The sequence below is a fragment of the Celeribacter halophilus genome (assembly GCF_900114135.1).
Lineage (GTDB): Bacteria > Pseudomonadota > Alphaproteobacteria > Rhodobacterales > Rhodobacteraceae > Celeribacter > Celeribacter halophilus.
On sequence record NZ_FORY01000008.1, the window covers coordinates 108150 to 133267 of the forward strand.

Annotated in this window: 25 protein-coding genes; 6 read left to right on the forward strand and 19 right to left on the reverse strand. The window is 58.7% G+C overall.

What is annotated here, in order from left to right; all coding sequences use genetic code 11:
- Positions 1-61: 61 nt before the first annotated feature.
- From BM152_RS10245 to gluQRS, 3 genes are all read left to right on the forward strand, one after another.
- Entirely contained in the window at positions 62-931 is an 870-nt protein-coding gene (locus BM152_RS10245) for a hypothetical protein (protein ID WP_066599992.1), read from the forward strand.
- Positions 932-1063: 132 nt separating this feature from the next.
- Positions 1064-2410, forward strand: coding sequence for a methylenetetrahydrofolate--tRNA-(uracil(54)-C(5))-methyltransferase (FADH(2)-oxidizing) TrmFO (gene trmFO / locus BM152_RS10250; protein WP_066599990.1), 1347 nt, complete (start codon positions 1064-1066; stop codon positions 2408-2410).
- A complete protein-coding gene (gene gluQRS / locus BM152_RS10255; RefSeq protein WP_066599985.1) occupies positions 2410-3276 on the forward strand; it encodes a tRNA glutamyl-Q(34) synthetase GluQRS in 867 nt (288 codons plus the stop codon). Before trmFO ends, gluQRS begins: the two co-directional genes overlap by 1 nt.
- A gap of 50 nt (positions 3277-3326) precedes the next feature.
- On the opposite strand, the gene hisI is transcribed toward gluQRS, so the two are convergent.
- A complete protein-coding gene (hisI, locus tag BM152_RS10260; protein WP_066599982.1) occupies positions 3327-3707 on the reverse strand; it encodes a phosphoribosyl-AMP cyclohydrolase in 381 nt (126 codons plus the stop codon).
- Positions 3708-3771: 64 nt separating this feature from the next.
- On the opposite strand from hisI, the gene BM152_RS10265 reads away from it, so the two are divergent.
- Complete coding sequence (locus BM152_RS10265) at positions 3772-4236, forward strand: iron-sulfur cluster assembly scaffold protein (protein WP_066599971.1); 465 nt, start codon at positions 3772-3774, stop codon at positions 4234-4236.
- Positions 4237-4431: 195 nt separating this feature from the next.
- On the opposite strand, the gene BM152_RS19625 is transcribed toward BM152_RS10265, so the two are convergent.
- The 5 genes from BM152_RS19625 to sciP all read right to left on the reverse strand — a co-directional run bounded on the left by BM152_RS19625 (position 4432) and on the right by sciP (position 10177).
- Positions 4432-4554, reverse strand: a complete 123-nt coding sequence (locus BM152_RS19625; RefSeq protein ID WP_269446548.1) for a hypothetical protein — start codon at positions 4552-4554, stop codon at positions 4432-4434.
- 121 nt (positions 4555-4675) lie between these two features.
- Complete coding sequence (recG, locus tag BM152_RS10270) at positions 4676-6769, reverse strand: ATP-dependent DNA helicase RecG (RefSeq protein ID WP_066600298.1); 2094 nt, start codon at positions 6767-6769, stop codon at positions 4676-4678.
- Between the two features lie 7 nt (positions 6770-6776).
- Positions 6777-8918, reverse strand: a complete 2142-nt coding sequence (gene ligA / locus BM152_RS10275; RefSeq protein ID WP_170845866.1) for an NAD-dependent DNA ligase LigA — start codon at positions 8916-8918, stop codon at positions 6777-6779.
- 146 nt (positions 8919-9064) lie between these two features.
- Positions 9065-9781, reverse strand: a complete 717-nt coding sequence (ctrA, locus tag BM152_RS10280) for a response regulator transcription factor CtrA (protein ID WP_066599969.1) — start codon at positions 9779-9781, stop codon at positions 9065-9067.
- A 117-nt stretch (positions 9782-9898) separates the two neighbouring features.
- Positions 9899-10177 (reverse strand): CtrA inhibitor SciP, encoded by a 279-nt coding sequence (sciP, locus tag BM152_RS10285; protein WP_066599967.1) that lies wholly within the window; start codon positions 10175-10177, stop codon positions 9899-9901.
- 127 nt (positions 10178-10304) lie between these two features.
- On the opposite strand from sciP, the gene mnmA reads away from it, so the two are divergent.
- Positions 10305-11450 (forward strand): tRNA 2-thiouridine(34) synthase MnmA, encoded by a 1146-nt coding sequence (gene mnmA, locus BM152_RS10290; RefSeq protein WP_066599965.1) that lies wholly within the window; start codon positions 10305-10307, stop codon positions 11448-11450.
- 71 nt (positions 11451-11521) lie between these two features.
- On the opposite strand, the gene lpxB is transcribed toward mnmA, so the two are convergent.
- The 13 genes from lpxB to pyrH form a co-directional block, all read right to left on the reverse strand.
- Entirely contained in the window at positions 11522-12673 is a 1152-nt protein-coding gene (gene lpxB / locus BM152_RS10295) for a lipid-A-disaccharide synthase (RefSeq protein ID WP_066599961.1), read from the reverse strand.
- On the reverse strand, positions 12670-13452 hold the full coding sequence (locus tag BM152_RS10300; protein WP_066599958.1) for an LpxI family protein: 783 nt from the start codon (positions 13450-13452) through the stop codon (positions 12670-12672). The genes lpxB and BM152_RS10300 overlap by 4 nt, the downstream gene beginning before the upstream one ends.
- A 4-nt stretch (positions 13453-13456) precedes the next feature.
- Entirely contained in the window at positions 13457-14257 is an 801-nt protein-coding gene (gene lpxA / locus BM152_RS10305; RefSeq protein ID WP_066599951.1) for an acyl-ACP--UDP-N-acetylglucosamine O-acyltransferase, read from the reverse strand.
- Between the two features lie 10 nt (positions 14258-14267).
- Complete coding sequence (gene fabZ / locus BM152_RS10310; protein ID WP_066599943.1) at positions 14268-14735, reverse strand: 3-hydroxyacyl-ACP dehydratase FabZ; 468 nt, start codon at positions 14733-14735, stop codon at positions 14268-14270.
- A 196-nt stretch (positions 14736-14931) separates the two neighbouring features.
- Positions 14932-15570 carry an OmpH/Skp family outer membrane protein gene (locus tag BM152_RS10315; protein ID WP_066599939.1) on the reverse strand — a complete coding sequence of 213 codons (639 nt, stop codon included), beginning with the start codon at positions 15568-15570 and terminating at the stop codon, positions 14932-14934.
- A gap of 1 nt (position 15571) precedes the next feature.
- A complete protein-coding gene (bamA, locus tag BM152_RS10320; protein WP_082715285.1) occupies positions 15572-17938 on the reverse strand; it encodes an outer membrane protein assembly factor BamA in 2367 nt (788 codons plus the stop codon).
- A gap of 285 nt (positions 17939-18223) precedes the next feature.
- The gene (locus BM152_RS19630; protein ID WP_269446547.1) at positions 18224-18355 is read right to left on the reverse strand and encodes a hypothetical protein; all 132 of its coding nucleotides are present in this window, start codon (positions 18353-18355) and stop codon (positions 18224-18226) included.
- 190 nt (positions 18356-18545) lie between these two features.
- Positions 18546-19892: an RIP metalloprotease RseP gene (gene rseP / locus BM152_RS10325; protein WP_066599938.1), complete on the reverse strand. Its 1347-nt coding sequence runs from the start codon at positions 19890-19892 to the stop codon at positions 18546-18548.
- Between the two features lie 14 nt (positions 19893-19906).
- A complete protein-coding gene (gene dxr / locus BM152_RS10330) occupies positions 19907-21079 on the reverse strand; it encodes a 1-deoxy-D-xylulose-5-phosphate reductoisomerase (protein ID WP_066599934.1) in 1173 nt (390 codons plus the stop codon).
- Positions 21080-21086: 7 nt separating this feature from the next.
- On the reverse strand, positions 21087-21776 hold the full coding sequence (locus BM152_RS10335) for a phosphatidate cytidylyltransferase (protein ID WP_066599932.1): 690 nt from the start codon (positions 21774-21776) through the stop codon (positions 21087-21089).
- Positions 21773-22531: an undecaprenyl pyrophosphate synthase gene (locus BM152_RS10340; RefSeq protein ID WP_066599930.1), complete on the reverse strand. Its 759-nt coding sequence runs from the start codon at positions 22529-22531 to the stop codon at positions 21773-21775. The genes BM152_RS10335 and BM152_RS10340 overlap by 4 nt, the downstream gene beginning before the upstream one ends.
- 101 nt (positions 22532-22632) lie before the next feature.
- Positions 22633-23193 (reverse strand): ribosome recycling factor, encoded by a 561-nt coding sequence (frr, locus tag BM152_RS10345; RefSeq protein WP_066599922.1) that lies wholly within the window; start codon positions 23191-23193, stop codon positions 22633-22635.
- 64 nt (positions 23194-23257) lie between these two features.
- Positions 23258-24007: a UMP kinase gene (pyrH, locus tag BM152_RS10350; protein WP_066599915.1), complete on the reverse strand. Its 750-nt coding sequence runs from the start codon at positions 24005-24007 to the stop codon at positions 23258-23260.
- Between the two features lie 176 nt (positions 24008-24183).
- Between pyrH and BM152_RS10355 the strand changes: the two genes are divergently transcribed.
- The gene (locus tag BM152_RS10355) at positions 24184-24987 is read left to right on the forward strand and encodes a mechanosensitive ion channel family protein (RefSeq protein ID WP_066599912.1); all 804 of its coding nucleotides are present in this window, start codon (positions 24184-24186) and stop codon (positions 24985-24987) included.
- Positions 24988-25118: the final 131 nt, after the last annotated feature.

Here is a 25118-nt window from a genome sequence, read left to right on the forward strand (position 1 = left end):
CCTCTTAAACTTCCAAAATCACAGGAGTAAATGCATCGCAGAAATCAAAAGGGGTAAAAAAATGAGCAAAACAGAAAAACTCTCTCTCGCGCTTGCAATGATCACCGCAGCCGGTGCAGCAGCCGCTGATGGCGTAACATATAGCAAAGCCGAAGCGTCTTATTTCAACATCGAAGAAACTGATATCACCAGCCTCAATGGCGACATCGACTATGTCGCAGGTCAACTATCCTTCACCGGCTCCGCCGACTTGGTGTCACTTGAAGGCGGAGATGCTTCCGTCGTGCGCGGCACCGCAGGCTATGCAATTGTCCCCGGCATGACCGTCTATGGCCTTCTGAGCGTAATCAACGCAGAAGGCGGTGATGACGACACATCTTACGGCCTTGGCGCAGAATACCAAACCGGAGATTACGGCATCGCGCTACAATACGAAACCTTTGACGACGCCGATGTAGACAGCCTGAGCCTTGCTGGCTTCTATGGCTTCGGCGCATCCACCGTCTACGGCTTCGCCAATAATTTGGACGATGACACATCCGATTTCACATCCTATGCGCTCGGCTACAAATATGATGTCGCAGCATTTGAAGTGAACGTTGCAACTGCTTGGTTTGAAGGTGGTTTTGACACTGGTCTCACTGCGATCGGCGGTGAATATAACGCAACCCAGGATTTCACTGTTCTGGCATCTGTGGTAAGCGCCAACGAAGACTACCTTGATGATGGCGTGCTCACAATCGGTGGCCGCTATGCCCTCAACGACAGCACCTCGCTCGAAGCAAATTATGGCACCGCCTTTGGTGACATCGATGGTGACGGTTTCTCCCTTGCCCTCACATTCGAAACCGGTGCACGTCGTCTGCGCGTAATGGATCAGGTTGAAGATTTCGCATCCGACACCACACCGCTTTTTGATATTCTCAACTAAGCTGTTCCCTCGGAATAGGTTGAGTATCAGACAAAGGCCCCACAAGTTTCGACTTGTGGGGTTTTTACTTGTTTCACGATACAGGAAGATTTTCCCTTTCTTCCTCTTCCCAGCCAAGCTACATCCCGCCCTATGACAGAGAAAACACTTCACATCGTCGGTGGCGGCATGGCTGGCTCCGAAGCCGCTTGGCAGGCCGCCAATCTTGGCATCAAAGTCGTGCTGCATGAAATGCGGCCCGAGGTCGGAACCTTTGCCCATCAGACGGGCAATTTCGGAGAAATGGTCTGCTCAAATTCCTTCCGTTCGGATGATGACGAGCAAAATGCCGTGGGGCTGCTGCATTGGGAGATGCGCGCCGCGAACGGGCTGGTGATGTCCGCCGCAGACAGGTACAAGCTGCCCGCGGGCGGGGCTTTGGCCGTGGACCGCGACGCTTTTGCCGACCACATCACAGCCACGCTCAAAGCCCATCCCAACGTCTCCGTGGACTATGGCGAGATCACCGACCTGCCCTCCGAAGGCATGTGGATTTTTGCAACCGGCCCGCTGACCTCCCCTGCGCTCGGCGAAGCGATTGCCAAAGAGACCGGCACGGACCGGCTGGCCTTTTTCGACGCCATCGCCCCCATCGTCTATGCGGACAGCATCAACATGAATATCGCATGGATGCAGTCGCGCTATGACAAGGGCGAGACCGAGGAAGAGCAGAAAGCCTACCTCAACTGCCCGATGACCAAGGACCATTATGAAGCCTTCATCGACGCGCTTCTGGCTGCAGATAAGACCGAGTTCCACGAGGGCGAAACGGCAGGCTATTTTGACGGATGCCTGCCCATCGAGGTCATGGCCGAACGCGGGCGCGAAACCCTGCGCCACGGTCCGATGAAACCCATCGGGCTGACCAATGCGCACAAGCCCGAAGAAAAAGCCTATGCCGTGGTGCAACTGCGCCGCGATAATGCGCTTGGCACGCTCTACAATATCGTGGGCTTCCAGACCAAAATGAAATACAGCGCACAGACCGAAGTGTTCAAAATGATCCCAGGGCTGGAGAACGCCAGTTTCGCGCGTCTCGGCGGCATCCACCGCAACACGTTCCTCAACTCGCCGACCCTTCTGGACGATCAGATGCGCCTGAAATCGCGCCCCAATATCCGTTTCGCCGGACAGGTCACGGGCGTCGAGGGCTACGTGGAAAGCGCCGCGATGGGACTTTTGGCAGGCCGTCTCGCCGCTGCCGAACTATCGGGTGTCGAGATGGGACCGCCACCGCGCACCACCGCAATGGGTGCGCTCATCCATCACATCACCGGCGGAGCCGAAGCCAAAACCTTCCAGCCGATGAATGTGAACTTCGGCCTCTTCCCGCCTCTGGACGGGATTCGCGGCGGGCGCAAAGGGCGCAAAGAGCGCTACAAGGGCTACACAGATCGCGCCAAAGAAGACTACAATCAATGGCTTATAGGCCAATCCTGATGCGATACGTGACCCGGTTTGCACCCAGCCCCACTGGGCCTTTGCATCTGGGTCACGCCTTTTCTGCGCTCACGGCCTTCCGTCGCGCTCAAGAGCGAAACGGCAAATTTCTCCTGCGTATTGAAGACGGCGACACAAGCCGCTGCCGCCCCGAATGGGAGGCGCTGATCTATGCCGACCTGCGCTGGCTCGGGATCACTTGGCCGGAACCTGTTCTGCATATCACCGCACGTGAAGATATTTACGCAAGTGCCTTGCAAAGACTGGACGAAATGGGATTGATCTACCCGTGTTCCTGCACCCGCCGCGACATCCAGAATGCCATGTCCGCACCGCAGGAAGGTGCGCCTTTGCATCAGGATTTCGGTCCCGACGGGATAATCTATCCCGGCACCTGTCGCACCCGTTCGATAGAAAGTTTCAAACCGGGCGAAGCCATACGCCTCGATATGGCCAAGGCGGTGGACTTTCTGGGTGATGTCAACCGTTTGTCATGGCAGGAAACCGGCCCTTACGAGACAGGCACCCATCACCTTGACGCTGCACATCTGATCCACGGTGTTGGCGACATCGTGCTTGCCCGCAAAGAAATCGGCACTGCCGCCTATCACCTCTCCGTCGTGCTCGACGACGCCGCCCAAGGCGTCACCGAAGCCGTGCGCGGTGCGGATCTGATGGAAGCCACGCAAATCCACCGGCTCTTGCAGGCCCTTCTCGACCTGCCCGAAATCGCCTATCACCACCACCGCCTGAACCGCGACGAAAACGGCAAACGCCTCGCCAAACGCGCGGATGCCAAGGCCATCGCCAAATTCCGCGAAGAAGGTCTGTCCCCTGACGAGGTGAAAGCCCTGATCGGCTTATGAGTATTTAATCCATCGGAAAACCGGCACGTGCTTTTTGATGGCAGAAATACTCACTCCATCGGTTTCATCAACTCGACACTCTTGCCATCACGCACCGCACGGTAAAAACACGAGCGCCTATTGGTGTGACAGGCCGCGCCGGTTTGATCGACCAGAACCAAAAGGCAATCGCTGTCACAGTCAAAGCGGAAATCCACAAGTTTCTGCACATGACCGGAGGTTTCGCCCTTGATCCAGAACGCCTGACGTGACCGCGACCAATAGGTCACTTTCCCCGTCTCCAAGGTCTTGCGCACGGCGTCTTCGTTCATCCAGGCCATCATGAGGACTTCACCGCTTGCATGGTCCTGCGCGATGGCTGGGATCAGCCCCTTGTCGTCATACTTCAGTTGTGCGGCATCAAATTTGCCGAAATACTCTTCGGAGCACATGACCTGTCCTTTCCAAGCGGGGGCGTTTGCCCTATTTATGGGCTTCGATCCTGAAAGGCAAACCATGTCCGCACAGTCACGCCCACAGTCTCCCGCAGAGTTGACCCAGCTTTATTCCGGCACGCTTCTGGCGCTGGCGGCTGACATTCCGCATGTCGGGCGGCTCGATGCGCCGATGGTGTCTGTAAAAGAACGCGCGCCGCTTTGCGGCTCCACTGTCACGGTGGATATGGATGTCGAAGACGGGCGCATCACGCGCTTTGCGCAGGATGTCAAAGCCTGTGCCTTGGGACAGGCCTCGGCCTCTGTTCTCGGGCGTCACGTTCTTGGTCGAACCGAATCCGAACTCCGGCGCGCCCGCGATGAATTGGCGGCTTTTCTCAAAGAAGACGGCCCGATACCCTCTGCCCCGTTTGAAGGGTTCGAGGCGCTTTTGCCCGCACGGGATTTCAAGAACCGGCACGCTTCGATCCTCTTGGCGATCACGGCCACCTGTAGGGGCTTTGAGGAATTGTCCCGCACCATCTAGCCGCAGAATCTACAACATCAACGCCACCCGAAAGACCATAAAAAAAACCGCCGCACTTCGGAACGAAGGCGGCGGCAGGTTGATCTGATGCGTCGTATCGGCGGTTGGGGAACCACCTTCTGAACAGGTAAGGGACAGATGTGAGGCAGACGCGGGGTTCGGGATCAGATCAGAGGCAGAAACACGAAAGTGACGTCACACCAGAGCGGGCAGAGACAACCCGCCGACAAGGATGACCAAAAGCGCAACCGCGCCGAGCATGTCTTCGAGCAGAGTCGCTTGGGAGCGGCTAACAACGGACTTGAGGTCTTTGATCATGGCATCCTCACCATTAAGGTTAATGACTTGTTGCCACTTTGTTCTCATATTGAGTTTCGTCTGTAAAGAACTTTTTAAGAACATTTGCGAACAAACCGGTATCTCAAAAAGGAAAGACCGCCTAACCCACTGAAATCAAACGGATCGCCTCATCCTTGCCCATCAGCCACAGAAGAATACGCACAGCCTGCCCGCGTTCGCTTTGCAGCGTCGGATCATCATGCAGGAGTTTACGCGCGTCCGATTGGGCCAAAGCCATCAATGCCGATTGCCGTTCCAGATCGGCCACACGGAAACGCGGCAGGCCGGATTGCGCCGTGCCCAGAACGTCGCCCGCCCCGCGCATCGCCAGATCCTCTTCCGCGATGCGGAACCCGTCCTCGGTCTCCCGCAAAATCTCCAGTCGCTGCCGTCCGGTTTCGGTCAAAGGAGGTTTATACATAAGCAGACAGGTCGACGCGACATCCCCGCGCCCGACCCGTCCTCTAAGCTGGTGCAACTGGGCCAGACCGAAATGCTCGGCCCCTTCGATCACCATGATCGAGGCGTTCGGCACATTCACCCCTACCTCGATCACCGTGGTTGCCACCAGAACAGAGAGCCGTCCCGCCGAAAATTCGGCCATCGTGCGGTCCTTGTCCTCAGGCGCCATCTGTCCGTGAACCAAACCGACACGCCCCTCACCCAAAGCCGCGCGCAGATATTTGAACCGCTCCTCGGCGGCCGTCATATTCACCAACTCGCTTTCCTCGACCAAGGGACAAACCCAATAGGCCTGCTTTCCGTCGGAAATGGCATCGCGCAAATGCGCCACCACCTCATCCATCCGTTCGATCGAACTCAAAGCCGTTTTCACCGGCGTGCGCCCCGGTGGTTTTTCATCCAGAACAGAGACATCCATGTCCCCGTAATGCGCCAGAGACAAGGATCGCGGAATCGGCGTGGCCGTCATCACCAGCACATCCACCGCCGTGCCTTTTTTCGACAGAGCCAGACGTTGCGCCACGCCGAAACGGTGCTGCTCGTCGATAATGGTCAGACGCAAATCGTGATAGGTGACATCCTCCTGAAACACGGCGTGCGTGCCCACAAGAATATGAATATCGCCACGTTCCAAGGCCGCGAGTTTTTCTGCGCGGGCACGGCCCTTGTCCCGCCCGGTCAACAACTCCAGCACAACACCCGCACTCTCCGCCAGAGGTCTGAGCCCCTCAAGATGTTGACGTGCAAGGATTTCCGTCGGGGCCATCATCACCCCCTGCCCGCCGCTTTCGACCGCAACCAACAGCGCAAAGAGAGCCACCAGCGTCTTGCCCGATCCCACATCGCCCATCAGCAAACGGTTCATCCGCTGCGGGGCGGCCATGTCGGCGGCGATTTCTTCCATCGCACGGCTTTGTGCGCCGGTCGGGCGATATGGCAAGTCTTTCAAAACCTTGGCACGTAAGTGCCCGTCACCTTCATTCACCCGCCCCTTGCCGCGACGCACCCGTGCGCGTGCAAGAGCCAAGGTCACTTGATGGGCAAACAATTCGTCATAGGCCAGCCGTTGCCGCGCTACGCTGGTCGGAGAGACCTCATTGGCGGAGAGTGGACGGTGCGCCTGAGACAAGGCCGTCTCGAAATCCGGCCAGCCTTCGCGTGCTTTGAGCGCGGGATCGATCCATTCCGCCAAATCGGGCACGCGCTCCAAAGCGGAGGCGCTGGCTTTCGCCATGGTTTTCTGCGTCACCCCCGCCGTCAAAGGATAGACCGGCTCAAACCCCGGCAATTCATCGGCCTCATCCTCCGTCAGAATATAATCCGGATGCGGCATCTGGAACTGCCCGTCATACATCTCGACCTTACCGGACAAGAGGCGGCGCTCACCTACGGGCAACTGTGTTTCAATCCATTTCGATGCCCCGCGAAAGAACACGACCTGAAAGGCAATCTCGCGATCTTCAACGAAAACCCGATAGGGCAAGCCCTTGCGCGTGGGCGGCTGATGGCGCAGTACCGTGACTTCGACCGTGGCCACCATCCCCGGCGACACATCGCGCAAACTGTCGCGCCGCCGCCGGTCCACCACCGCATTGGGCAAAGTGAACAACAGATCACGCGGACGCTCCACCCCCATTGCTGGCAGGAGTTTCGCCGTCTTCGGACCCACGCCAGACAGCGTTTCCAAACCCGCAAACAAGGGGAAAAGTATATCCGGACGTCCCGTGCTCATACGCTGATCATGCATCCCCGATCAGCGCAAGCCAACCGTCTTCGTCAATCACCTCGATTCCGAGGTCTTTTGCTTTCTTCTCTTTCGATCCAGCCCCCGGACCCGCCACGACCAGATCGGTTTTGGCAGAGACCGAACCGGAGACCTTTGCGCCCAGAGATTCCGCGCGGGCTTTGGCCTCTGCGCGGGTCATTTTCTCAAGAGAGCCGGTAAAAACAACGGTTTTTCCGCTCACAGGGCTATCGTTTTTGGGCTTTTCCGCCTCGATCGGATTGAGATGGGCCACCAACCTGTCGATAGACGCGCGCTCGGCTTCCTGGTGGAACGCGGTGACGAGCGAGGTGGCCATAACCTCCCCCACACCGTCGATGGACAGCAGGTCGTTCCAGGCGTCTCCGGTGCCGACTATGGCTTGGCTCATGGCGGTTTCGAAGGCCTGCCATGTGCCGTAATGCGTGGCCAGAAGGCTCGCGGAGCTGTCCCCGACATGACGGATGCCGAGACCGAAAATCAGCTTGGCCAAGGGGATGTCGCGACGGGCGTCGATGGCGTCGAAAAGATTAAGCGCGGATTTCTCGCCCCAGCCTTCGCGGTTCTTGAGCTGCTGAATCTTTCCGGGGCCGAAATTCTCTTTTAATTCAAATATATCGGCAGGTTCTTTGATCCACCCGTCCTTGTAGAATTGCTCGATCTGTTTGGCCCCGAGTCCTTCGATATCGAAGGCCCCGCGCGACACCAGATGTTTGAGTTTCTCCACCGCCTGCGCCGGACAGATCAGCCCGCCGGAACAGCGGCGCACAGCGTCGCCCTCTTCGCGGATGGCGTCGGATCCGCACTCCGGACAGGTGGTCGGAAAAACGTATGGCAAAGCGTCGGACTTGCGTCGGGCAAGATCGACATCGGCCACCTTCGGGATCACATCGCCCGCACGGTAAACCTGCACCCAGTCACCGACGCGAATGTCCTTGGGCTGTCCCGTCTCATCGGGGCGAATGACCTCGCCTTTCGAGCCAAAGCCCTGAATGTAATCCTCATTGTGCAGCGTGGCGTTGGAGACCACGACGCCGCCCACGGTCACGGGGCTCAGACGCGCGACCGGCGAGAGCGCGCCGGTGCGGCCAACCTGAATGTCGATCCCCTCCAGCCGCGTCCATGCCAGTTCGGCGGGGAATTTGTGCGCGATGGCCCAACGGGGCGTGGTCGAACGAAAACCCAAACGGCGCTGCAACTCAAGATTGTCCACCTTGTAGACCACACCGTCGATGTCATAGCCCAGCGTGGCGCGTTGGGCTTCGATCTCCCGATAATGCGCGAGCAGGTCGGAAATGCGGGTGAACCGCTTGGTCAGCGGGTTGGTCTGAAACCCGAGCGCGGCGAGGCGGTGGATCGCCTCCATCTGTGTCTCGGCCAGTGGGTCGGACAGTTCGCCCCATGCGTAGGCGAAGAATTTGAGCGGACGGGCGCGGGTGATTTCGGGATCAAGCTGGCGCAAGGAACCGGCGGCGGCGTTGCGCGGATTGGCGAAGGTCTTGCCGCCGCGTTCGGCGTGGCGGGCATTCAGCGCGTCGAAATCGGCGTGGGACATATAGACCTCGCCGCGCACTTCGAGCACCTCGGGCGCACCGTCCAGTTCCTGCGGAATATCCGCGATGGTGCGGGCATTGGCGGTGACGTTTTCGCCCACCTCGCCATCGCCGCGCGTGGCAGCGGAGACAAGCCGCCCCTGTTCATAGCGCAAGGACAGGGACAACCCGTCGATTTTCGGCTCTGCCGTATAGGCGATTTCACCGGGCGCGCCGAGATATTTGCGCACGGAGCGATCAAATTCCTCGACATCCTCGTCGTCAAAAGCATTGGCCAGAGACATCATCCGCACCGCATGGGTAATCTTGCCAAAACCTTCGGCGGGGGCTGCGCCGACCTGTTCGCTTGGGCTGTCGCTGCGTTTGAGATGGGGAAAACGGGCCTCAATGGCTGCATTGCGCCGTTTGAGTGCATCATATTCGGCATCCGACATCACCGGCGCGTCTTCGGTGTGATAGGCGATATTCGCCCCCGACAGATGCTCGGAAAGCCGTGCCAGTTCCGCACGCGCTTCCGCTTCGGTCAATGCCTCGACAGATTTTGATTCTGTCACAGTGTCAGCCATAAAAATACCTCCCCGAGGATGCCTTTCCCTTGGTTTAGGAGAGGCGAACAGGGAGGTCCAGTCAGTAGATATCCACGAGACGGAGAAAACGCTCCAAATCATACGTCCTGACGGATCGGAACAGAACAAACCGTCAGGGGATGCACTCAGGCGCCAATGGCAATTTGTTCGTCCATATCGGACAGGGGCTCCGGATCGCGCAGCACATAGCCGCGGCCCCAGACGGTTTCGATGTAATTCTCCCCGTCAGTGGCATTGGCGAGTTTCTTGCGCAATTTACAGATGAACACGTCGATAATCTTGAGTTCCGGCTCGTCCATACCGCCGTAAAGGTGGTTGAGGAACATTTCCTTGGTCAGTGTCGTGCCCTTGCGCAGGGAAAGCAGTTCGAGCATCTGGTATTCCTTGCCCGTCAGATGCACAGGCTTGCCGCCGACCGTGACGTTTTTACCGTCGAGATTAACCTCGATCTTGCCAGTGCGGATCACGGATTGGGAATGTCCCTTCGAGCGGCGGATGATGGCATGGATGCGCGCCACAAGCTCTTCGCGGTGGAACGGTTTGGTCAGGTAGTCGTCTGCACCAAAGCCGAATCCCTTGATCTTGTTCTCGGTGTCATCAGCCCCCGACAGAATCAGGATCGGTGTTTCGATCCGTGCCAGCCGCAATTGTCGCAACACCTCGTGGCCGTGCATATCGGGCAAGCCCAGGTCCAAAAGAATTAAATCGTAATCATAAAGTTTTGCGAGATCGATCCCCTCTTCGCCAAGATCGGTCATATAGACGTTCAGGTTGGCGTGGGACAGCATCAGCTCGATGCTTTTGGATGTGGTGGGATCGTCTTCGACCAGCAAAATGCGCATGGTTCTATGTCTCCGTTAGAATCTTCCAAATTTGTTTTTGTTGCGTTCTCTGAAATGAAAGGTGCTCAAAAATAGTTAACTACCCGTTACCAAATATAAACTTTTCGTGTTCCCCCCTCAAGACTGTCGATATTTTTGCAGTGCTGTGGCCTTCAAAGCGGCTTCGCCATGTTCGGAAATGGCGGTTTTCCACGAATTGAACTCCTCTTCGGACAATCCGTAGGTTTTCAAGGCTTCCGACAGGGGAATCAGCCCATAAACAACACCTTTCACCACAAGCGCCTTGCGAGAGGCCACCCAGCGGCGGGTTTCCTTCGGGGGAAGGTCGGCTCTGGTCATGATCGACCCGTCAGGAAGTGTTACGGCACGCGGACCATCAACTTTTTTAAGATACATGGAACTCACCCTCATCTTGAATTGCACAACCTTTGTGCCGCAATCCTCTTAATGGGGAGTGAAGCCGCCCCTTGAGAATAGTTCCAATTTTCTTATATAGCAGGACTGTTCCCGAAAGGATTTATTCATGTTTGACGACGGCGCACACCCGCTGAACTCCTTGGGCTTTGCGAAAGCCCCGAAAGACACCCGCGTGGTTGTGGCCATGTCGGGGGGCGTGGATTCCTCTGTGGTCGCGGCCCAGCTGGCCGAAGAGGGCTATGACGTGGTCGGCGTGACGCTCCAGCTGTATGACCACGGCGCAGCGCTTTCCAAGAAGGGTGCGTGTTGTGCAGGGCGTGACATTCACGATGCGCGGCGCGTGGCCGAAGAAATGGGGTTCCCGCATTATGTTCTCGACTACGAGAACGTGTTCAAGGATGCGGTGATTGACGAATTCGCCGACAGCTATCTGGCCGGTGCCACCCCTGTGCCCTGCATCCGCTGTAACGAGCGGGTGAAGTTCAAGGATCTGTTGGAAACCGCCAAGGATCTGGACGCCGATTGCATGGCGACGGGGCATTATATTCAACGCAAGATGGGCGCAAACGGGCCGGAGCTTCATTCGGCGGCGGATGCGAACCGTGACCAGAGCTATTTTCTGTTCTCGACCACGCCGGAGCAGCTTGACTACCTGCGCTTCCCGCTGGGGCATTTGCCGTCCAAGGACGCGACACGTGCGCTGGCGGCGAAATACGGGCTGTCTGTGGCGGAGAAGCCGGACAGTCAGGACATCTGTTTCGTGCCCAACGGCAATTATGCCTCCGTGATCGAGAAGCTGCGCCCCGGCGCGGCGGAACCGGGCGAGATTGTGGATCATAACGGAGTGGTGCGCGGCACGCATGAGGGTGTGATCCATTACACGATCGGCCAGCGGCGCGGTCTTGGCATCGGGGGGCTCACGGAGCCGCTTTATGTGGTGAAGCTCGACGTGGACAATCGCCGCGTGATCGTCGGGCCGAAAGAGATGCTGGCGACGCGGAAAATCCCCGTGCGGGAGATCAACTGGCTGGGTGACGAGCCGTTTACTTCACGCGAGGAATGGGTGCTGGACGTCAAGGTGCGCTCGACACGGCCGCCGCGTGAGGCGATCATCCGCCCGATTTCCGAGACCGAGGCCGAGGTGGAACTGGTCGTGGCCGAAGAAGGCGTCTCGCCGGGACAGGCTTGTGTCTTCTATGATCCGGACGGGTCGCGCATCTTTGGTGGCGGCTGGATCTGGCGCGGGCATTAAGGCCTCCGGAACACCACAAACAAAAGCAGCGTGCGTCCCAGCCGGGGCGCACGCCGTCAGCTGCAAACCTCTCAGCCCTGCGCAATCCCGTCAAGAATGGCGCGTGCAGCCCTCAGGCCCGGATTTTCCTGCCCTCGCCCCAATCGCTCCATCGTCAGTTTCATCGCCGCACGCTGGTCATCGCCTGTGTTGAGCACATGAGACAAAGAGGCCGTGATTTTCTGCGGGATGCACTCTTTCCCGAGAAACTCCGGCACGACGCGGGTCTCCGAGACCAGATTGACCAAAGTCACCGTGTCGACCAGCAGCTTGCGCTTGATGATCATCTCTGTGAGCCAGTTCATCCGATAGGCAATCACCATCGGCGTGTCATTGGCGGCAAGCTCCAGAGACACGGTGCCAGAGGCCGCAAGCGCCACATCTGCAGCACGGAAGGCAGCGGCCTTCTCCGCCTTGTCCGAGGCCTCAATCAGGATCGGCTGAACCGGCCAGTCGCTCTTCACCACACGCCGCACCACATCTTCGACATTCTGCGCCATCGGCAGGACATAGCGGGCCTTCGGATGATGCAGCGAGAAATGCCCCATCGCCTCGCCAAAGAGCAAGGCAAGAATCCAGACCTCGCTCTTGCGCGATCCGGGCAGGATCAGAACAAGAGGCTCCGTGCCAATCCCGTGCCGTGCGCGAAAATCGGCAACGTCTTGGTCAGAGGCCAGGTCCTCTGTCGCCACAGGATGACCGACAAAATCACAGCGCAGCCCCTCTTTCTCGAAAAAGGGCGGCTCGAAAGGAAAGAGCGCCAAGAGCTGATCCACACGTTTTGCAAGCTTGCCCGCCCGTCCCGGACGCCACGCCCAAACCGTCGGCGCCACATAGTGGCAAATGCGAATATCCGAGCGAGCCTTCACAAGATCGGCCACGCGCAGACAGAAATCGGGACTGTCGATGGTGACAACCACATCGGGCTGCCAGTCGAGAATGGCCTCGGCCACTTCGCGGATACGACGCTTGAGATGGAAATATTTCGGCAGGATTTCCGCAATCCCCATGAGAGACAGTTCGGACATGGGAAACTGGCTGACAAGCCCCGCCTCCGCCATTGCCGCACCGCCCACGCCGCGAAATTCCACATCATCCGCCAGAGCGGCCAGCCCCGCCATGACGGCCCCGCCAAGACGGTCGCCGGAAGGTTCGCCCGCGATCACAAAAACCTTGAGTGTCATTGCGCTTTCAGGAACAACCCTGCCTCTTTTACACGCGCCTCGACGGCGTCACGATCCAATACAATCACCTCACCCGACGGGATCACAAGCCCGCCAAGCCCGGCCTCGATCACCGCCTCGATGGTGGACAGCCCGATGGTCGGCACATCAATCCGCATATCCTGCCCCCGCTTCGGCGCTTTGACAAGAACGCCGTTGGAACGTCGTAAATGGGCAGGCGTCCGGGCGACAAAAGACAACATAGCATCGGTGCCCTGAAGAGTCTCTATGCCGAGCATCTGCCCGCCGGCACAGACCGCGCCCTGCCCCACATCCAGAGGCCCGAGCGCGTCCAGCACGGCTTGGGCGCGGGCGGTGTCCTCCTCGTCCTGACGGGTCGGTTTGCGGCCCCAGATCACACCGGGCTCCAGCACAAGATCAGGCCGGATTTCGGTTGCTCCACGGACGAGAAAGCCCTGATCCTCGAAAAGTGCCAGAACCTCACGCAACAGCGCATCATCGCCCTTGCCCAGAGACATGGCGAGGCGTAGCGCATGGCGATCCATCAACACGGGGTTGACCTTCGGACGGCTCATGGCACCCGCAAAGGTGACAGCGCCCACATCGCGGGATTTCAAATCCTTGAAAAGCCGACCCAGCTTTTCGATCCGCGCGGTGACATGCTCGATCCCCTCGGGCACCTCCACCGGATCCAGTGTCACATAGACAGGATTGTTCAGCGCCTCGGCCAGAAGCCGTGGCAGCGCGTCTGATCCGGCTATGATCGCGGTGCGGGTCATGGGATCACTTCGGGGTCAAAAAGCCGCGGTCGCTGTCTGCCATGACAAAGGCCACCATGCGGGAGACGTAATCGCTGTCGAAATCTTCCTTGAGGCGTTGGGCGCGGTCCTTGAAGGAGCCTTCGCCCTGTTTGAGCATCTGGAAGGCGGCACGAAGCTGGTTGATGTCGTCGCGGGGCACGCCTTTGCGTTTAAGCCCGACGAGGTTGAGCCCGTCCAACTCGGCACGCGGGCCTTGCACCAGCGCATGCGGCAGCACGTCGGAGGTGACCATCGAGAGCGCGCCCACAATGGCGCCCTGCCCGATCCGCACCCATTGGTGGATGCCGGACAGACCGCCGATGATCACATCATCCTCAATGACACAGTGCCCCGCGACAGCGACAGAATTGACCAGAATCACCCGATCCCCGATCTGCGCGTCATGAGCCACATGGGCAGAGGCCATTAGCAGGCAATCATCCCCCACGCGGGTCACGCCACCGCCGCCCTCTGTACCCGTGTTCATGGTCACATATTCGCGGATGCGGTTGCGCTTGCCGATGACAAGGCGGGTCTTTTCACCCTTGAATTTGAGGTCCTGCGGAATTTCCCCGATGGAGGCGAACTGGAACACGGTGGTGTCCTCGCCGATCTCGGTGTCGCCGGTGATCACCGCGTGGGATTTGATCACCACGCGGTCTGCAAGCCGGACCTCCGGACCGATCAGGCAAAACGGCCCGATCTCCACATCCGCACCGATCACGGCGCCCTCTTCGATCACGGAAGACGGATGAATGCGGGCGCTGGGGTGAATGGTGCTCATGGTCCTGTCCTTACGCCTTGGGCGTCAAATCCATCATCGCGGTAAATTCGGCCTGACAGGCCAGTTCGCCATCAACCTCGGCGCGGCCATCGAATTTCCAGACCTTGCCGCCGCCCCGCTTCACGGTGACATGCATCTTGAGCTGGTCACCCGGCACGACTTTGCGGCGGAATTTCACCCCGTCGATGTTCATGAAATAGACGTTGAATTCCTTGTCGGCTAGTTCCATGTGCACGCCGACCATGACGGCGGCGGTCTGGGCCATGGCTTCGACGATTGTCACGCCGGGCATAACCGGCTGGCCGGGGAAATGGCCCTGAAAATGCGGCTCGTTGAAGGTCACATTCTTGATGCCGGTGCAGGAATTCGGGCAGTCGATATCCACCACACGGTCCACAAGCAAGAACGGATAGCGGTGCGGCAGGATGCGCTGGATCAGGTCGATATCTGCAATGGTCGGCTTGGTGCTCTCGGTCATATGTCTTCCCCGGGCTTCATTGTCTTGTTGTCTTTCTCGTGCAACCGGCGGGCCGCAAGGTGTGGCGATCCGCTCGGCCCTCTTGCCCCTGAAATGCTCGGGGGACAGAAATGCTGGCTTACTACCTATCAACAGAGGTTCGGGGTGACAAGCAGGGCGACGCGCTCTTGCCGCTCTGTTCAGGTCTGCGGGAGGCTCAGTCCTCAGAAGGCGCCGTATCCTGATCTGCGGGCGCTGTATCCGTGTCCTCGGCCAAATCCTCGTCGAGTTTCTCGATCACCAGACGGGAAATGTCGATCGCCCCGTTCATCAGATAGACCTGTCCGCGTTCAAACACCACGACTGCACCTAGATCGCGTGCGATGGTGGCCAGCGCGTCGTTCATCTTCTGCTCGATTTCGCCGATCCCGTCGTCGTAGAGCGTCTGGATGTCGCGGGCTTTCTGGTCCTGTGCGCTGCGAGCTTCGGTGACTTTGGTGTCAAATTCCTGCGCACGGAGGCGAAACGCCTCTTCGCTCATCAGCGGCTTGGCGTCGGCGATCTCCTGCTCTTCGGTTTCAAGATCGGCGTAGATCTGTTCGTTTTCCGCCAGAAGTGCCGCACGGGCCTCATCGATCTCGGCCTCAAGCGCCTGCCCCGCAGCACTTTGGCTCAGCACACGGGACCGGTCAAAGACCAGAACCGGAAAGACCAGTTTCGTGCCCTTTGTTGCGGAGACCTCTCGACTTTCCACCGTTTCAGAGGCAACACCCGAGCCCTGCGGCGCATCCTGTGCGCATAGTGCAGTCGCACCCAGAGCGAACAGAACGGCCAGCGAAACCCTGCGTAGAAACATCTCAGAAGCTCGTGGAGATGGTCAGATCGAAGGTCTGTTCCTCATCATAGTCTTCTTTTTGAAGCGCCTTGGAGAAGTTGAAGCGCAACGGCCCCAGAGGCGTCGTCCAAAAGACCGAAGCCCCGATCACGGAACGCCAATGCAGATCATCGGACCCACTGTAGATGTTATCCGTATCATCCAGCCCCCAGACGGAGCCATAGTCAAAGAACAAACCACCGCTCAATCCGTATTCTTCGGGCAGCCCCAGAGGGAACTGCGCATCCAGACGGGCCACGGCATAGTAGTCACCGCCAAGTGCGGCATCGTTTGTTTCAGAGCGCGGACCAATCCCGCCGGTTTCAAACCCGCGGATGATGGAGGAACTGTTGAAATAGCGGTTTGCGACGCTGGAATCGTCACCCGCATCCAGAACACCGCCTTCAAGCGTCGCCACCAGAGTGATTTCCTCGTTCCAGACCTTGGTCCGTCCCGTCAGCTCGAAAGAGGTTTTTGTATAGCTGATGTCGCCACCGACAGGACCGGCAAAATCCTGACCGAATTTGAACAGGATGCCCGAATTGGTGGACAAGCCACTGCGCCGTGTGTCGTAGCTGTAGGAATAGCCTACCGAGCTTGTGGTTTCCCAACCGTCATCAATGTCCCCGTTAATTTGGGATGCATAGTAAGCACTGTAAGAACTGTAATCGTCTTCCCAATAATCTTCATCATCGGTGATACGCGCCATCTCTGCACGGTAGTTGAGCGTCAGGCTGCCATGCTCAGAAACAGGGAACGTCAGACGCGGCGAGACATAGGCGCGTTCGATATTGTATTCCGCGTAACCGGGTTGGGACGTGCCCAGACCTGCCGAGAAGCCAAAGGCCACATCGCGACCAAGGAAGGCCGGTTCGACAAAGCTGAACGACAGGCTACCGTCATCAATATCCGTGGTCAGGTTGAAGGACAGGCTCTGCCCGCGGCCCAGAAAGTTCGCTTCGCTAAAGGACGCGATCAGGTTGGCCCCGTCCGACACGGAATAGTTGCCGCCGAAGGTGAAAGAGCCGGTCGGCTTTTCGGTCACATTCACATCGACAATCATCTGGTCGGGTGCGGAGCCCTGACGGGTCTCCACATCGGCATTCGAGAAGAAACCAAGCGCACGGATGCGTTCAGCAGACGCACGGATCTGGCGCGGGTTGAACGGGTCGCCTTCGACCACTTTGAATTTCTGGCGCACCACACGGTCAAGCGTGGTCTGGTTGCCTTCGATATCGATCCGCTCGACAAAGACGCGCGGCCCGCGTGTCAACTTGAATTCGATGTCGAGGGTCTGGCTGCGCTGGTTGCGGGTCACAACCGGCTCAACGCGCAGGAAGTCGATGCCCTTTTTCAGAGCCAGCGCTTCCATCCGGTCGATGCTGTTTTCCACGGCCAGCGGCGAATAGGTTTGACCTGCGCGGATTTTATTGACCTTGGCAAAATCTTCTTCCAGCGCCTCGGCGATCTCAGAAGACACCGTGATATTGCCGAATTCGTATTTCTGCCCTTCGCGCACGTTGAAGGTCAGGAAATAGGCGTTGCGCTCGCGCGAGAACTCGGCGGCGACATTGAGCACCTGAAAGTCGATATAGCCGCGCGACGTGTAGAAATCCGTGAGAACCTGTTTGTCGAACTGGATCCGGTCTTCAGTGTAGGTGTCACGCCCGATGATGAACCGCAGGGCACCGGCCTGTTTGGTTTCAAGCACACGACGCAGACGCGAGTCGGAATAGTTGCGGTTGCCGACAAAGCTCAGGCGCTCGATCTCGACGCCTTTGCCCTCGGTCACTTCAAACACCACATCCACGCGGTTGTCGGAGCGACGGATGATCTTCGGCGTCACAGTGGCGACGAGTTGCCCCTTCGCCTCATACATCTTGGTCATATTGGCAGCATCGGCCTCCGCATCGGAGGGCGAATAGACGCCGCGCACCTTGGTAGTGAGCACGGACATCAGCGCATCATCGCTGACCTTGCGGTTGCCTTCGATAGAGATCCGCGACACGATCGGAAACTCGGTCACTTTGATGACAAGCGTGCTGCCGCTCGGGACGAACTCGACGGTTTCGAAGAGACCGGAGCCCAGAACCTTCTGGTAGGCATCGTTCAGCTCCCCGCCGGACACGGATTGACCACGGCTGATTCCCGCATAGGACAGGATCGTTCCCTGAGACACCCGCGCGTTCCCTTCGACCACCACATTGGTGAAACGGTAGGACTGGGCCTCAGCCGGTGCCGGAAACACGGTGTAAGAGACGGAGGTGACAGCAAAAGCCGCGAATGAAAGCGCAAAAGCACGGGCAAGACGTGGCTTTACGCGGGTCGAACGATGATTCATTGAGAGCATGTCAGCTTTCTCGAAATTCCCACAAGTTATAAGCTGAGTAACGGCAATACGGCGCCTTGTCAAAAGCGTTCGCGCACAATTCGCGGCCCGAGGCACACAGCATAAAGGCCCTCGCAGAGTGCGAAAGCCCCAGTTCTTGCGTTGGAGTCGAGTTTTCCGGTTTGCTGCTTCACACAGATTTGCGTGTATCCGGCAGGCGGCGCGGGCCGGTTTCAGAGCCTTGTCTGCGTCAATCCGTGCGGCACTCCATGCAGAAAGCCCCGCGCCTCAACCGGCGGCGCAGTGTTACAGGAAAAGCTGACCGAAGAACGAACCGGCCACCAGCGCCACGACAATGGTGGCGGCATAGAGCAGACGATCCCAGTTCAGGTCGACAAGTTCATGAACGCTTTCATAGCCTGCACGCAATGTGGTCATATCGTGGTCCTCACCTTCTTCGAAAGGAGGCCGAACCGCTGACAGCGCCCCGCCTCCACAGGATCAAGACGGTCGGGGCTTTTGCCCTGCCCGCCTTGATGACGGGATAGGCGCTGAATGTGGCGATATTTGGATGAACTGCCGGTTTTCTTTGTGAAATCCGGCAACAATCTTAATGAAATACAGCGGATTACTTACAGAACAGGTCCGATCCCAGTCCCAGCACCATAAATCCCAGAATCACGGCCATGCCGATGGTCATCATCACGCCCACCGCACGGTCCGGCAGAGGTTTGCCGCGCACCGCTTCATAGGCGTAGAACACCAGATGCCCGCCATCGAGCACCGGAATCGGGAAGAGGTTCATCAGCCCGATTGCGGTGGAGAGCAACGCCACGGTGGACAGAAAGCTGGCCACCCCGTCAGCAGCAGAGGTGGAGACCACCTCGGCAATCCCCACGGGACCGGAGAGGTTACAGGCGGAGATCGCGCCGGTAATCATATGCGCCATGCCGGAGAGCGAGGTGACAATGATCCGCCAGACGCCCTGCGCCCCCGCGACAATTGCTTCGCCCAGACCGACAGGTTCTGTGCCCACGGAGAACAAAAGACCGCCCGTGATGCCGATGAGCCAGCGGGTTTCGAACTCCCCGTCCGGCAGCGGCAGATCACGGCGGCGGGGTTCCAGAGTGGTCTCGTAGGTCTCGCCACCGGCATCCGTGTTGCGCCAGACCGTCAGGGTCATCGGCGCGCCGTCATGGCTGGTGACATAGTCCTGCAAGTCCCAGAACGTATGGACGTCCTCCCCGTCGAGGCGGGTGATGACATCGCCCGTCTTGATCCCCGCATCCCGTGCCGCCGATTTCGGGGAGATGCCCGAGACGATCACCGGATAAGGATAGGCCCCCTGAACCGTCAGTTCCTCGCCATTGCGCATCACAGTGTAAGTGACCTCCGCCGTGCGCGGCAGCTCTTCGAGGACCTCCATCAGCTCGGTCGGCGCAGGAATATTCAGCCCGTTGATGGCAAGGATTTCGTCGCCGGACTCGATGCCGACCTCGAAGGGCACGGGGGAGATTTCATCGACGACCAGCGTGTCGGTGGCCTTGCCCGCGATCAGCACGAAGATGGTGAAGACGATGAAGGAAAAGATGAAGTTGAACACCGGACCGGCGGCCACTGTAAGCGTGCGCGCCCACAGAGGGGCACCGGGCATGGTGTGGCGGGCCTCGTCCTCGCTCATGCCTTCGACCGCATGGGCGTCAGGGGCGGAGGCTGCATTGGCGTCGCCTGCGAATTTCACATAGCCGCCGAACGGCAGGGCCGCGATCTGCCAGACCGTGCCGCGTTTGTCGGTGCGCTGCCAGAGCGGCTTGCCGAAACCGAGGGAAAACACATCCGCGCGGATGCCCGACCAGCGTCCGACGATGTAATGGCCGTATTCATGCACCGTGACGATGATCGACAGGGCGACAATGAAAAACACGAGCGTAAAGGCGGTGCCGCCGAGACTGCTCACAAGACTGGTTACATCCATAAAACGGGTCTTCCTTATTTTTTCAACGCGGGCTGCAAGGCCGCCACGCGGGCTCTGGCTTCTTTATCGGCTGCAAGCACATTGTCCAAGCTCAAGCTGCCCGCGTCCAGTCTCACATCCACTGACATTTGATTGAGCACCTGTTCGACAAGGCGCGCCATGTCGAGAAACCCGATCTTTCCGGCAATGAAATGGTCCAAAGCCGCCTCTTTTGCGGCATTGAACACGGCACCGGCCAGACCGCCGGTCTCCATCACCTCGCGGGCCAGCCGCAAAGGCACAAAGCGGGTCTCGTCGGGGGCCTCAAAGCGCAACAGGCCGACCTTCGCCAGATCAAGCCGCGCCACCGGAAGATCGCGGCGCTCCGGCCAGTGCAGCGCATAGCCGATGGCGTGGCGCATGTCGGGCGCGCCCATATGCGCCATCAAGGCCCCGTCGCGGAACCCTACCAGCGCGTGAACATATGAGCCGGGATGCACGAGCACTTCGATCTGGTCGGGATCAAAGCCGAAATATTCTTTGGTCTCAATAATTTCGAGTGCCTTGTTAAACATAGAGGCGGAATCAATCGTGATCCTCTGCCCCATGTCCCAAGACGGGTGCTTGCAGGCCTGCGCCAGCGTGGCCCCTTCGAGACGCTCCAGCGACCAGTCGCGGAACGGACCGCCGGATGCGGTGATGATGACGCGCTCGACCTCGGATTGATCCTCGCCCACCAGCCCCTGAAACACGGCGGAATGTTCGCTGTCCACCGGCAGAACCCGTGCGCCGTGTCCTTGGGCTGTGCGCATGAGCAGCGGGCCTGCGGTGACAAGGCTTTCCTTGTTCGCAAGCGCCAGCGTGGTGCCGTGGCGCAGCGCATGAAGGCCCGGCGCGAGACCGGCAGAGCCGACAATGGCGGACATGATCCAGTCGGCCTCACGATCCGCCGCTTCGAGCAAGGCTTGCGCACCGGCGGCAGCCTGAACACCAGATCCCGAAAGCGCGGCCTTGAGATCGTCAAGCCGGTCCTCATAGGCGGTGACAGCCACATCCGCGCCCAGTTCAATCGCGTCTTTCGCCAACAGATCGATATTGCCGCCGCCGGTCAGGGCCACCACGTCATAGGCCGCACGATCACGGCGGATCAGGTCGATGGTCGATTGCCCGATGGACCCCGTAGCACCGAAAATGGAAATGCGTCGCATATCTGCCTCAGCCGAAGATCACATCGAGGATAAAGGCCAGCGCCCCAAGCGCCAGAAGCGCATCGAACCGATCGAGCACTCCCCCGTGTCCGGGGATGATGTTGGAACTGTCCTTGACGCCCATACGACGCTTCAGCCCGCTTTCGGCCATATCGCCCAGTTGCGAGGCAAAGGACAGGATCATCGAGGAGGTGACAAAGAACCACAGACGCACAAGCCCTTCGGGCATGAAGGGATGGCAGAAATAGCCTAACAGCCCTGCCCCGATCCAGCCGCCCAGAACGCCGGACCATGTCTTGTTCGGGCTGATGCGCGGCCAGAATTTCGGCCCGCCCAAGGTCTTGCCGACCAGATAGCCCATAGAATCCGTCACCACGACCAAACCGATAACATAGAGCAAGAGCGCACGCCCGCCCTCCGCAGACAGGGTCACAAGGCCGAGGCAACCCAGCACCAGCACAGCCAGATAGGCCAGCAGCACATTGCGATCTCCCGCCGTCATCCCTGTGGCCTGTTTCACCTGCCACATCCGCCAGAGTTCCCACAGGCCGACGAGGCCAACAACGGCCACAAGACCGCTAAAGGCCAGATGTGAGGTCAGCACGGCACCAAGTCCGACTGCGACCATCACCACAGCCGACAGAAGCCGAGGCATCAGATCGCGCCATTTGCCGGTTTTGGGAGAATTTGCGCTCACGATTTCACCCCGCCAAAACGCCGGTCGCGGCCCGCATAGCGCGATACGCATTCGGCAAAGACCTCTGCAGTGAAATCCGGCCAGAGCGTGTCGATGAATTCATATTCGGAATAGGCCGACTGCCAAAGCAGAAAGTTGGAAATCCGTGCCTCGCCCGAGGTGCGAATGACCAAATCGGGGTCCGGCAGAACGCGCGTGTCGAGATAGCGTGTCAGCGTGGTTTCATCGACCGTATCGGGGTCGAGATTGCCTTGCGCCACATCATGCGCAAGATCTTTGACCGCGCGAGAGACCTCGTCGCGCCCGCCGTAATTGATCGCAATGGTCAGATGCACGCGGGAATTCTCTTTTGTGACCTCTTCAAGCTCGTCCATCAACCGGATGAGTTTCTTGTCAAGCCGCACGCGGTCACCAATGAAGCGCACACGCACACCTTCGGCCACAAGCCCTTTCATCTCTCCCTGAATGTAGCGGCGGAACAGGGACATGAGGCCGGAGACTTCGGTCTGGGTGCGTTTCCAGTTCTCTGTCGAAAAGGCAAAAATGGTCAGGTATTCCACGCCCAGATCGGGACAGGCGCGCACGATTTCCTTGACCCGTTTGGCCCCTGCATGGTGGCCGAAAAGGCGCGGTTTGCCGCGGGACTGCGCCCAGCGACCGTTGCCATCCATAATTACGGCAACATGGGTCGGACCGCCCGTATTCGCCTCTCCGGAACCGGATTGGCTTGAATTTGATGGGCTTGTCTCGCTCATCGCGCCTCTCAAAATACAATCGTCTGAAACGCGAGAGCCCCGCGTTTCAGACATGTTCCAAACAATGGTAAAAGCGCCATAAAACGACGCTTTCGCCCCCCTTAAACCTGCATGATCTCTTCTTGCTTGTTGGCCAGAAGATCGTCGATCATTTTGATATGTTTGTCGGTCAAATCCTGCACTTCGGATTCCCAGAATTTCTGGTCGTCGTCGGACATGCCGTCCTTGTGCTTCTTGATCTGCTCCATCCCGTCACGGCGCACGTTGCGCACGGCGACGCGGGCGTGTTCGGCATATTGGCCGGCCACTTTGGTCAACTCGCGGCGGCGTTCTTCGTTCAGCTCGGGAATCGGCAGCATGATGATCGTCCCGTTGAGCTGCGGGTTGATGCCCAGACCGCTCTCGCGAATGGCTTTCTCGACCTTGTTCACAAGACCTTTGTCCCAGACGTTGATCGTCACCATTCGCGGCTCCGGCACGTTCACGGTGCCGACCTGATTGATCGGGGTCATGGAGCCGTAGGCGTCCACCATGATCGGTTCCAGCATCGAGCCGGAGGCACGCCCCGTCCGCAAAGAAGCGAATTCCGTCCGCAGGTTGTTCAAAGCCCCGTCCATACGTTTGGACAGGTCTGAGGTATCGAGTTCAAAATCTTCGGACATGGGTGAGTTTCCCCTCTTTTCGTATCGTTTCGCGGCGACGCGGGTCGCTGCGCTTATAGCCCTATCAGTTCACCAATGTATAGGTACCTTCGCCCGCAAGGATGGAGCGGAAGCCCCCCGGCGCGTCCAGCGGGAAGACCACCAGCGGCAAATCATTGTCACGCGCCAGCGCGATGGCGGAGGCATCCATGACCTTGAGATTCTTGCGCAGCACCTCGTCATAGCTGACGTGATCGTAGCGTTTGGCATCAGGGTTGGTCTTGGGATCCTTGTCATAGACCCCGTCCACGCCGTTCTTGCCCATGAAGATCGCCTCACAAGCCATTTCATTGGCGCGCAGCGTGGCCGCCGTGTCGGTGGTGAAATAGGGGTTGCCGGTGCCTGCGGCAAAGATACAGATCCGTTTTTTCTCAAGGTGGCGCACCGCGCGGCGGCGGATATAGGGCTCGGCCACCTCGTTCATGGTGATCGCGGAGATCACCCGCGTGTGAATACCCAGACCTTCCAGCGCGGCCTGCATACCTAGTGCGTTCATCACCGTGGCCAGCATCCCCATGTAATCGGCGGTGGTGCGTTCCATCCCCTGCGCCGAGCCTTGCAGCCCGCGAAAGATATTACCGCCCCCGATCACCATACAGATCTCGACACCGAGATCATGCACGGATTTCACCTCTTTGGCGATCCGTTCCACCGTCGGCGGATGAAGACCGAATCCCTGGTCGCCCATGAGCGCCTCGCCCGAGATCTTCAACAGCACACGTTTATATTTCGTGGCAGGGTGATCCTTGCCCGTCTCAAGCTCCGCGTCGCTCATAACATGTCCCCGATATGAATTTGATTGCCGGCAAAATGCGCGAAAACGCCAGCAGGATCAATGCGCCTTTTTCGGAAACTCTGCGGGGAGGCCAAAACGCCTTTTCCCCGCTCCTTTTGCCCGAAACACGATCATAGAATACCCTCTCGCATCCATATAAGAAAACAAGGACCACAATGGACAGTGTCAACACCTCCTTCGGATGGCTACAGGCCAATCTGATCAACATCCTTTATGTCATTCTGATCGCGGCGGTCGCGTTCTGGGTTGCAGGACTGGTGAAAAAACTCATCCTCAAACTGGGCGAAAGCCATGACTCGCTGGATGACACGCTGTTCCAGTTCTTCGGCTCGCTGGCCCGCTATGCCGTCCTGATCTTTGCAGGTCTCATCATTCTCGACCGTTTCGGCATCCAGACCACCTCGCTTGTGGCCATCCTCGGCGCCGCCGGTCTCGCCATCGGTCTGGCACTTCAAGGTACGCTCTCCAGCCTTGCCGCCGGTGTGATGCTCATCGTGTTCCGTCCCTTCAAAGTGGGCGATTTTGTCGAGGCCGCCGGTGTTTTCGGCAAGGTCGAGGCGATCACCCTGTTCACCACGGATATGATCACCTTTGACAACCAACACATCATCATCCCCAACTCGGAAATCTGGGGCACCAAGATCACCAACCACTCTCACCATCCGGTGCGCGGCGTGGATATGATCGCCTCGGTCGCCTATGGCTCCGATATTTCCAAGGTGAAAGCCGCGATCAAAAAGGTGCTCGACGCCGATCCGCGCGTGTTGGCCGATCCGGCCCCCTTTGTCGAAGTGCAGGACCTCGCCGCCTCCAGCGTCGATCTTCTGGTGCGCCCCTTTGTGAAGGGTGAGGATTACTTCGCAGTCAAATACAGCTTCCCACAGGCAATCTACGAGGAATTCAACGCCCAAGGCATCGAGATTCCATTCCAGCAGATCGTGCTGCACAAGGCCGACTGAACACCGTAGGCGGAACCGGTGGCACGACAGAGCGCCATCTGCTGCAAACACGGCCAAACATGACAAAACGCGGGGCCTTTCGGGGCCCCGTTTTCCTGCGGGATATTGACAGCGCGGCGATGGCCTGAAAC

Excerpts from the sequence above, each read along its gene's own strand:
- dxr (WP_066599934.1), bottom strand. The coding sequence starts at position 21,079 with ATGCGACGCATTTCCATTTTCGGTGCTACGGGGTCCATCGGGCAATCG.
- BM152_RS10315 (WP_066599939.1), bottom strand. The coding sequence starts at position 15,570 with ATGTTTCTACGCAGGGTTTCGCTGGCCGTTCTGTTCGCTCTGGGTGCG.
- gluQRS (WP_066599985.1), top strand. The coding sequence starts at position 2,410 with ATGCGATACGTGACCCGGTTTGCACCCAGCCCCACTGGGCCTTTGCAT.
- hisI (WP_066599982.1), bottom strand. The coding sequence starts at position 3,707 with ATGTGCTCCGAAGAGTATTTCGGCAAATTTGATGCCGCACAACTGAAG.
- BM152_RS10265 (WP_066599971.1), top strand. The coding sequence starts at position 3,772 with ATGTCCGCACAGTCACGCCCACAGTCTCCCGCAGAGTTGACCCAGCTT.
- BM152_RS10245 (WP_066599992.1), top strand. The coding sequence starts at position 62 with ATGAGCAAAACAGAAAAACTCTCTCTCGCGCTTGCAATGATCACCGCA.
- BM152_RS10300 (WP_066599958.1), bottom strand. The coding sequence starts at position 13,452 with ATGACCCGCACCGCGATCATAGCCGGATCAGACGCGCTGCCACGGCTT.
- recG (WP_066600298.1), bottom strand. The coding sequence starts at position 6,769 with ATGAGCACGGGACGTCCGGATATACTTTTCCCCTTGTTTGCGGGTTTG.
- rseP (WP_066599938.1), bottom strand. The coding sequence starts at position 19,892 with ATGGATGTAACCAGTCTTGTGAGCAGTCTCGGCGGCACCGCCTTTACG.
- BM152_RS10340 (WP_066599930.1), bottom strand. The coding sequence starts at position 22,531 with ATGAGCGAGACAAGCCCATCAAATTCAAGCCAATCCGGTTCCGGAGAG.
- sciP (WP_066599967.1), bottom strand. The coding sequence starts at position 10,177 with ATGTATCTTAAAAAAGTTGATGGTCCGCGTGCCGTAACACTTCCTGAC.
- ligA (WP_170845866.1), bottom strand. The coding sequence starts at position 8,918 with ATGGCTGACACTGTGACAGAATCAAAATCTGTCGAGGCATTGACCGAA.
- ctrA (WP_066599969.1), bottom strand. The coding sequence starts at position 9,781 with ATGCGCATTTTGCTGGTCGAAGACGATCCCACCACATCCAAAAGCATC.
- lpxA (WP_066599951.1), bottom strand. The coding sequence starts at position 14,257 with ATGAGCACCATTCACCCCAGCGCCCGCATTCATCCGTCTTCCGTGATC.
- fabZ (WP_066599943.1), bottom strand. The coding sequence starts at position 14,735 with ATGACCGAGAGCACCAAGCCGACCATTGCAGATATCGACCTGATCCAG.
- BM152_RS19625 (WP_269446548.1), bottom strand. The coding sequence starts at position 4,554 with ATGATCAAAGACCTCAAGTCCGTTGTTAGCCGCTCCCAAGCGACTCTG.
- BM152_RS10355 (WP_066599912.1), top strand. The coding sequence starts at position 24,184 with ATGGACAGTGTCAACACCTCCTTCGGATGGCTACAGGCCAATCTGATC.
- pyrH (WP_066599915.1), bottom strand. The coding sequence starts at position 24,007 with ATGAGCGACGCGGAGCTTGAGACGGGCAAGGATCACCCTGCCACGAAA.
- mnmA (WP_066599965.1), top strand. The coding sequence starts at position 10,305 with ATGTTTGACGACGGCGCACACCCGCTGAACTCCTTGGGCTTTGCGAAA.
- frr (WP_066599922.1), bottom strand. The coding sequence starts at position 23,193 with ATGTCCGAAGATTTTGAACTCGATACCTCAGACCTGTCCAAACGTATG.
- bamA (WP_082715285.1), bottom strand. The coding sequence starts at position 17,938 with ATGCTCTCAATGAATCATCGTTCGACCCGCGTAAAGCCACGTCTTGCC.
- BM152_RS19630 (WP_269446547.1), bottom strand. The coding sequence starts at position 18,355 with ATGACCACATTGCGTGCAGGCTATGAAAGCGTTCATGAACTTGTCGAC.
- trmFO (WP_066599990.1), top strand. The coding sequence starts at position 1,064 with ATGACAGAGAAAACACTTCACATCGTCGGTGGCGGCATGGCTGGCTCC.
- lpxB (WP_066599961.1), bottom strand. The coding sequence starts at position 12,673 with ATGACACTCAAGGTTTTTGTGATCGCGGGCGAACCTTCCGGCGACCGT.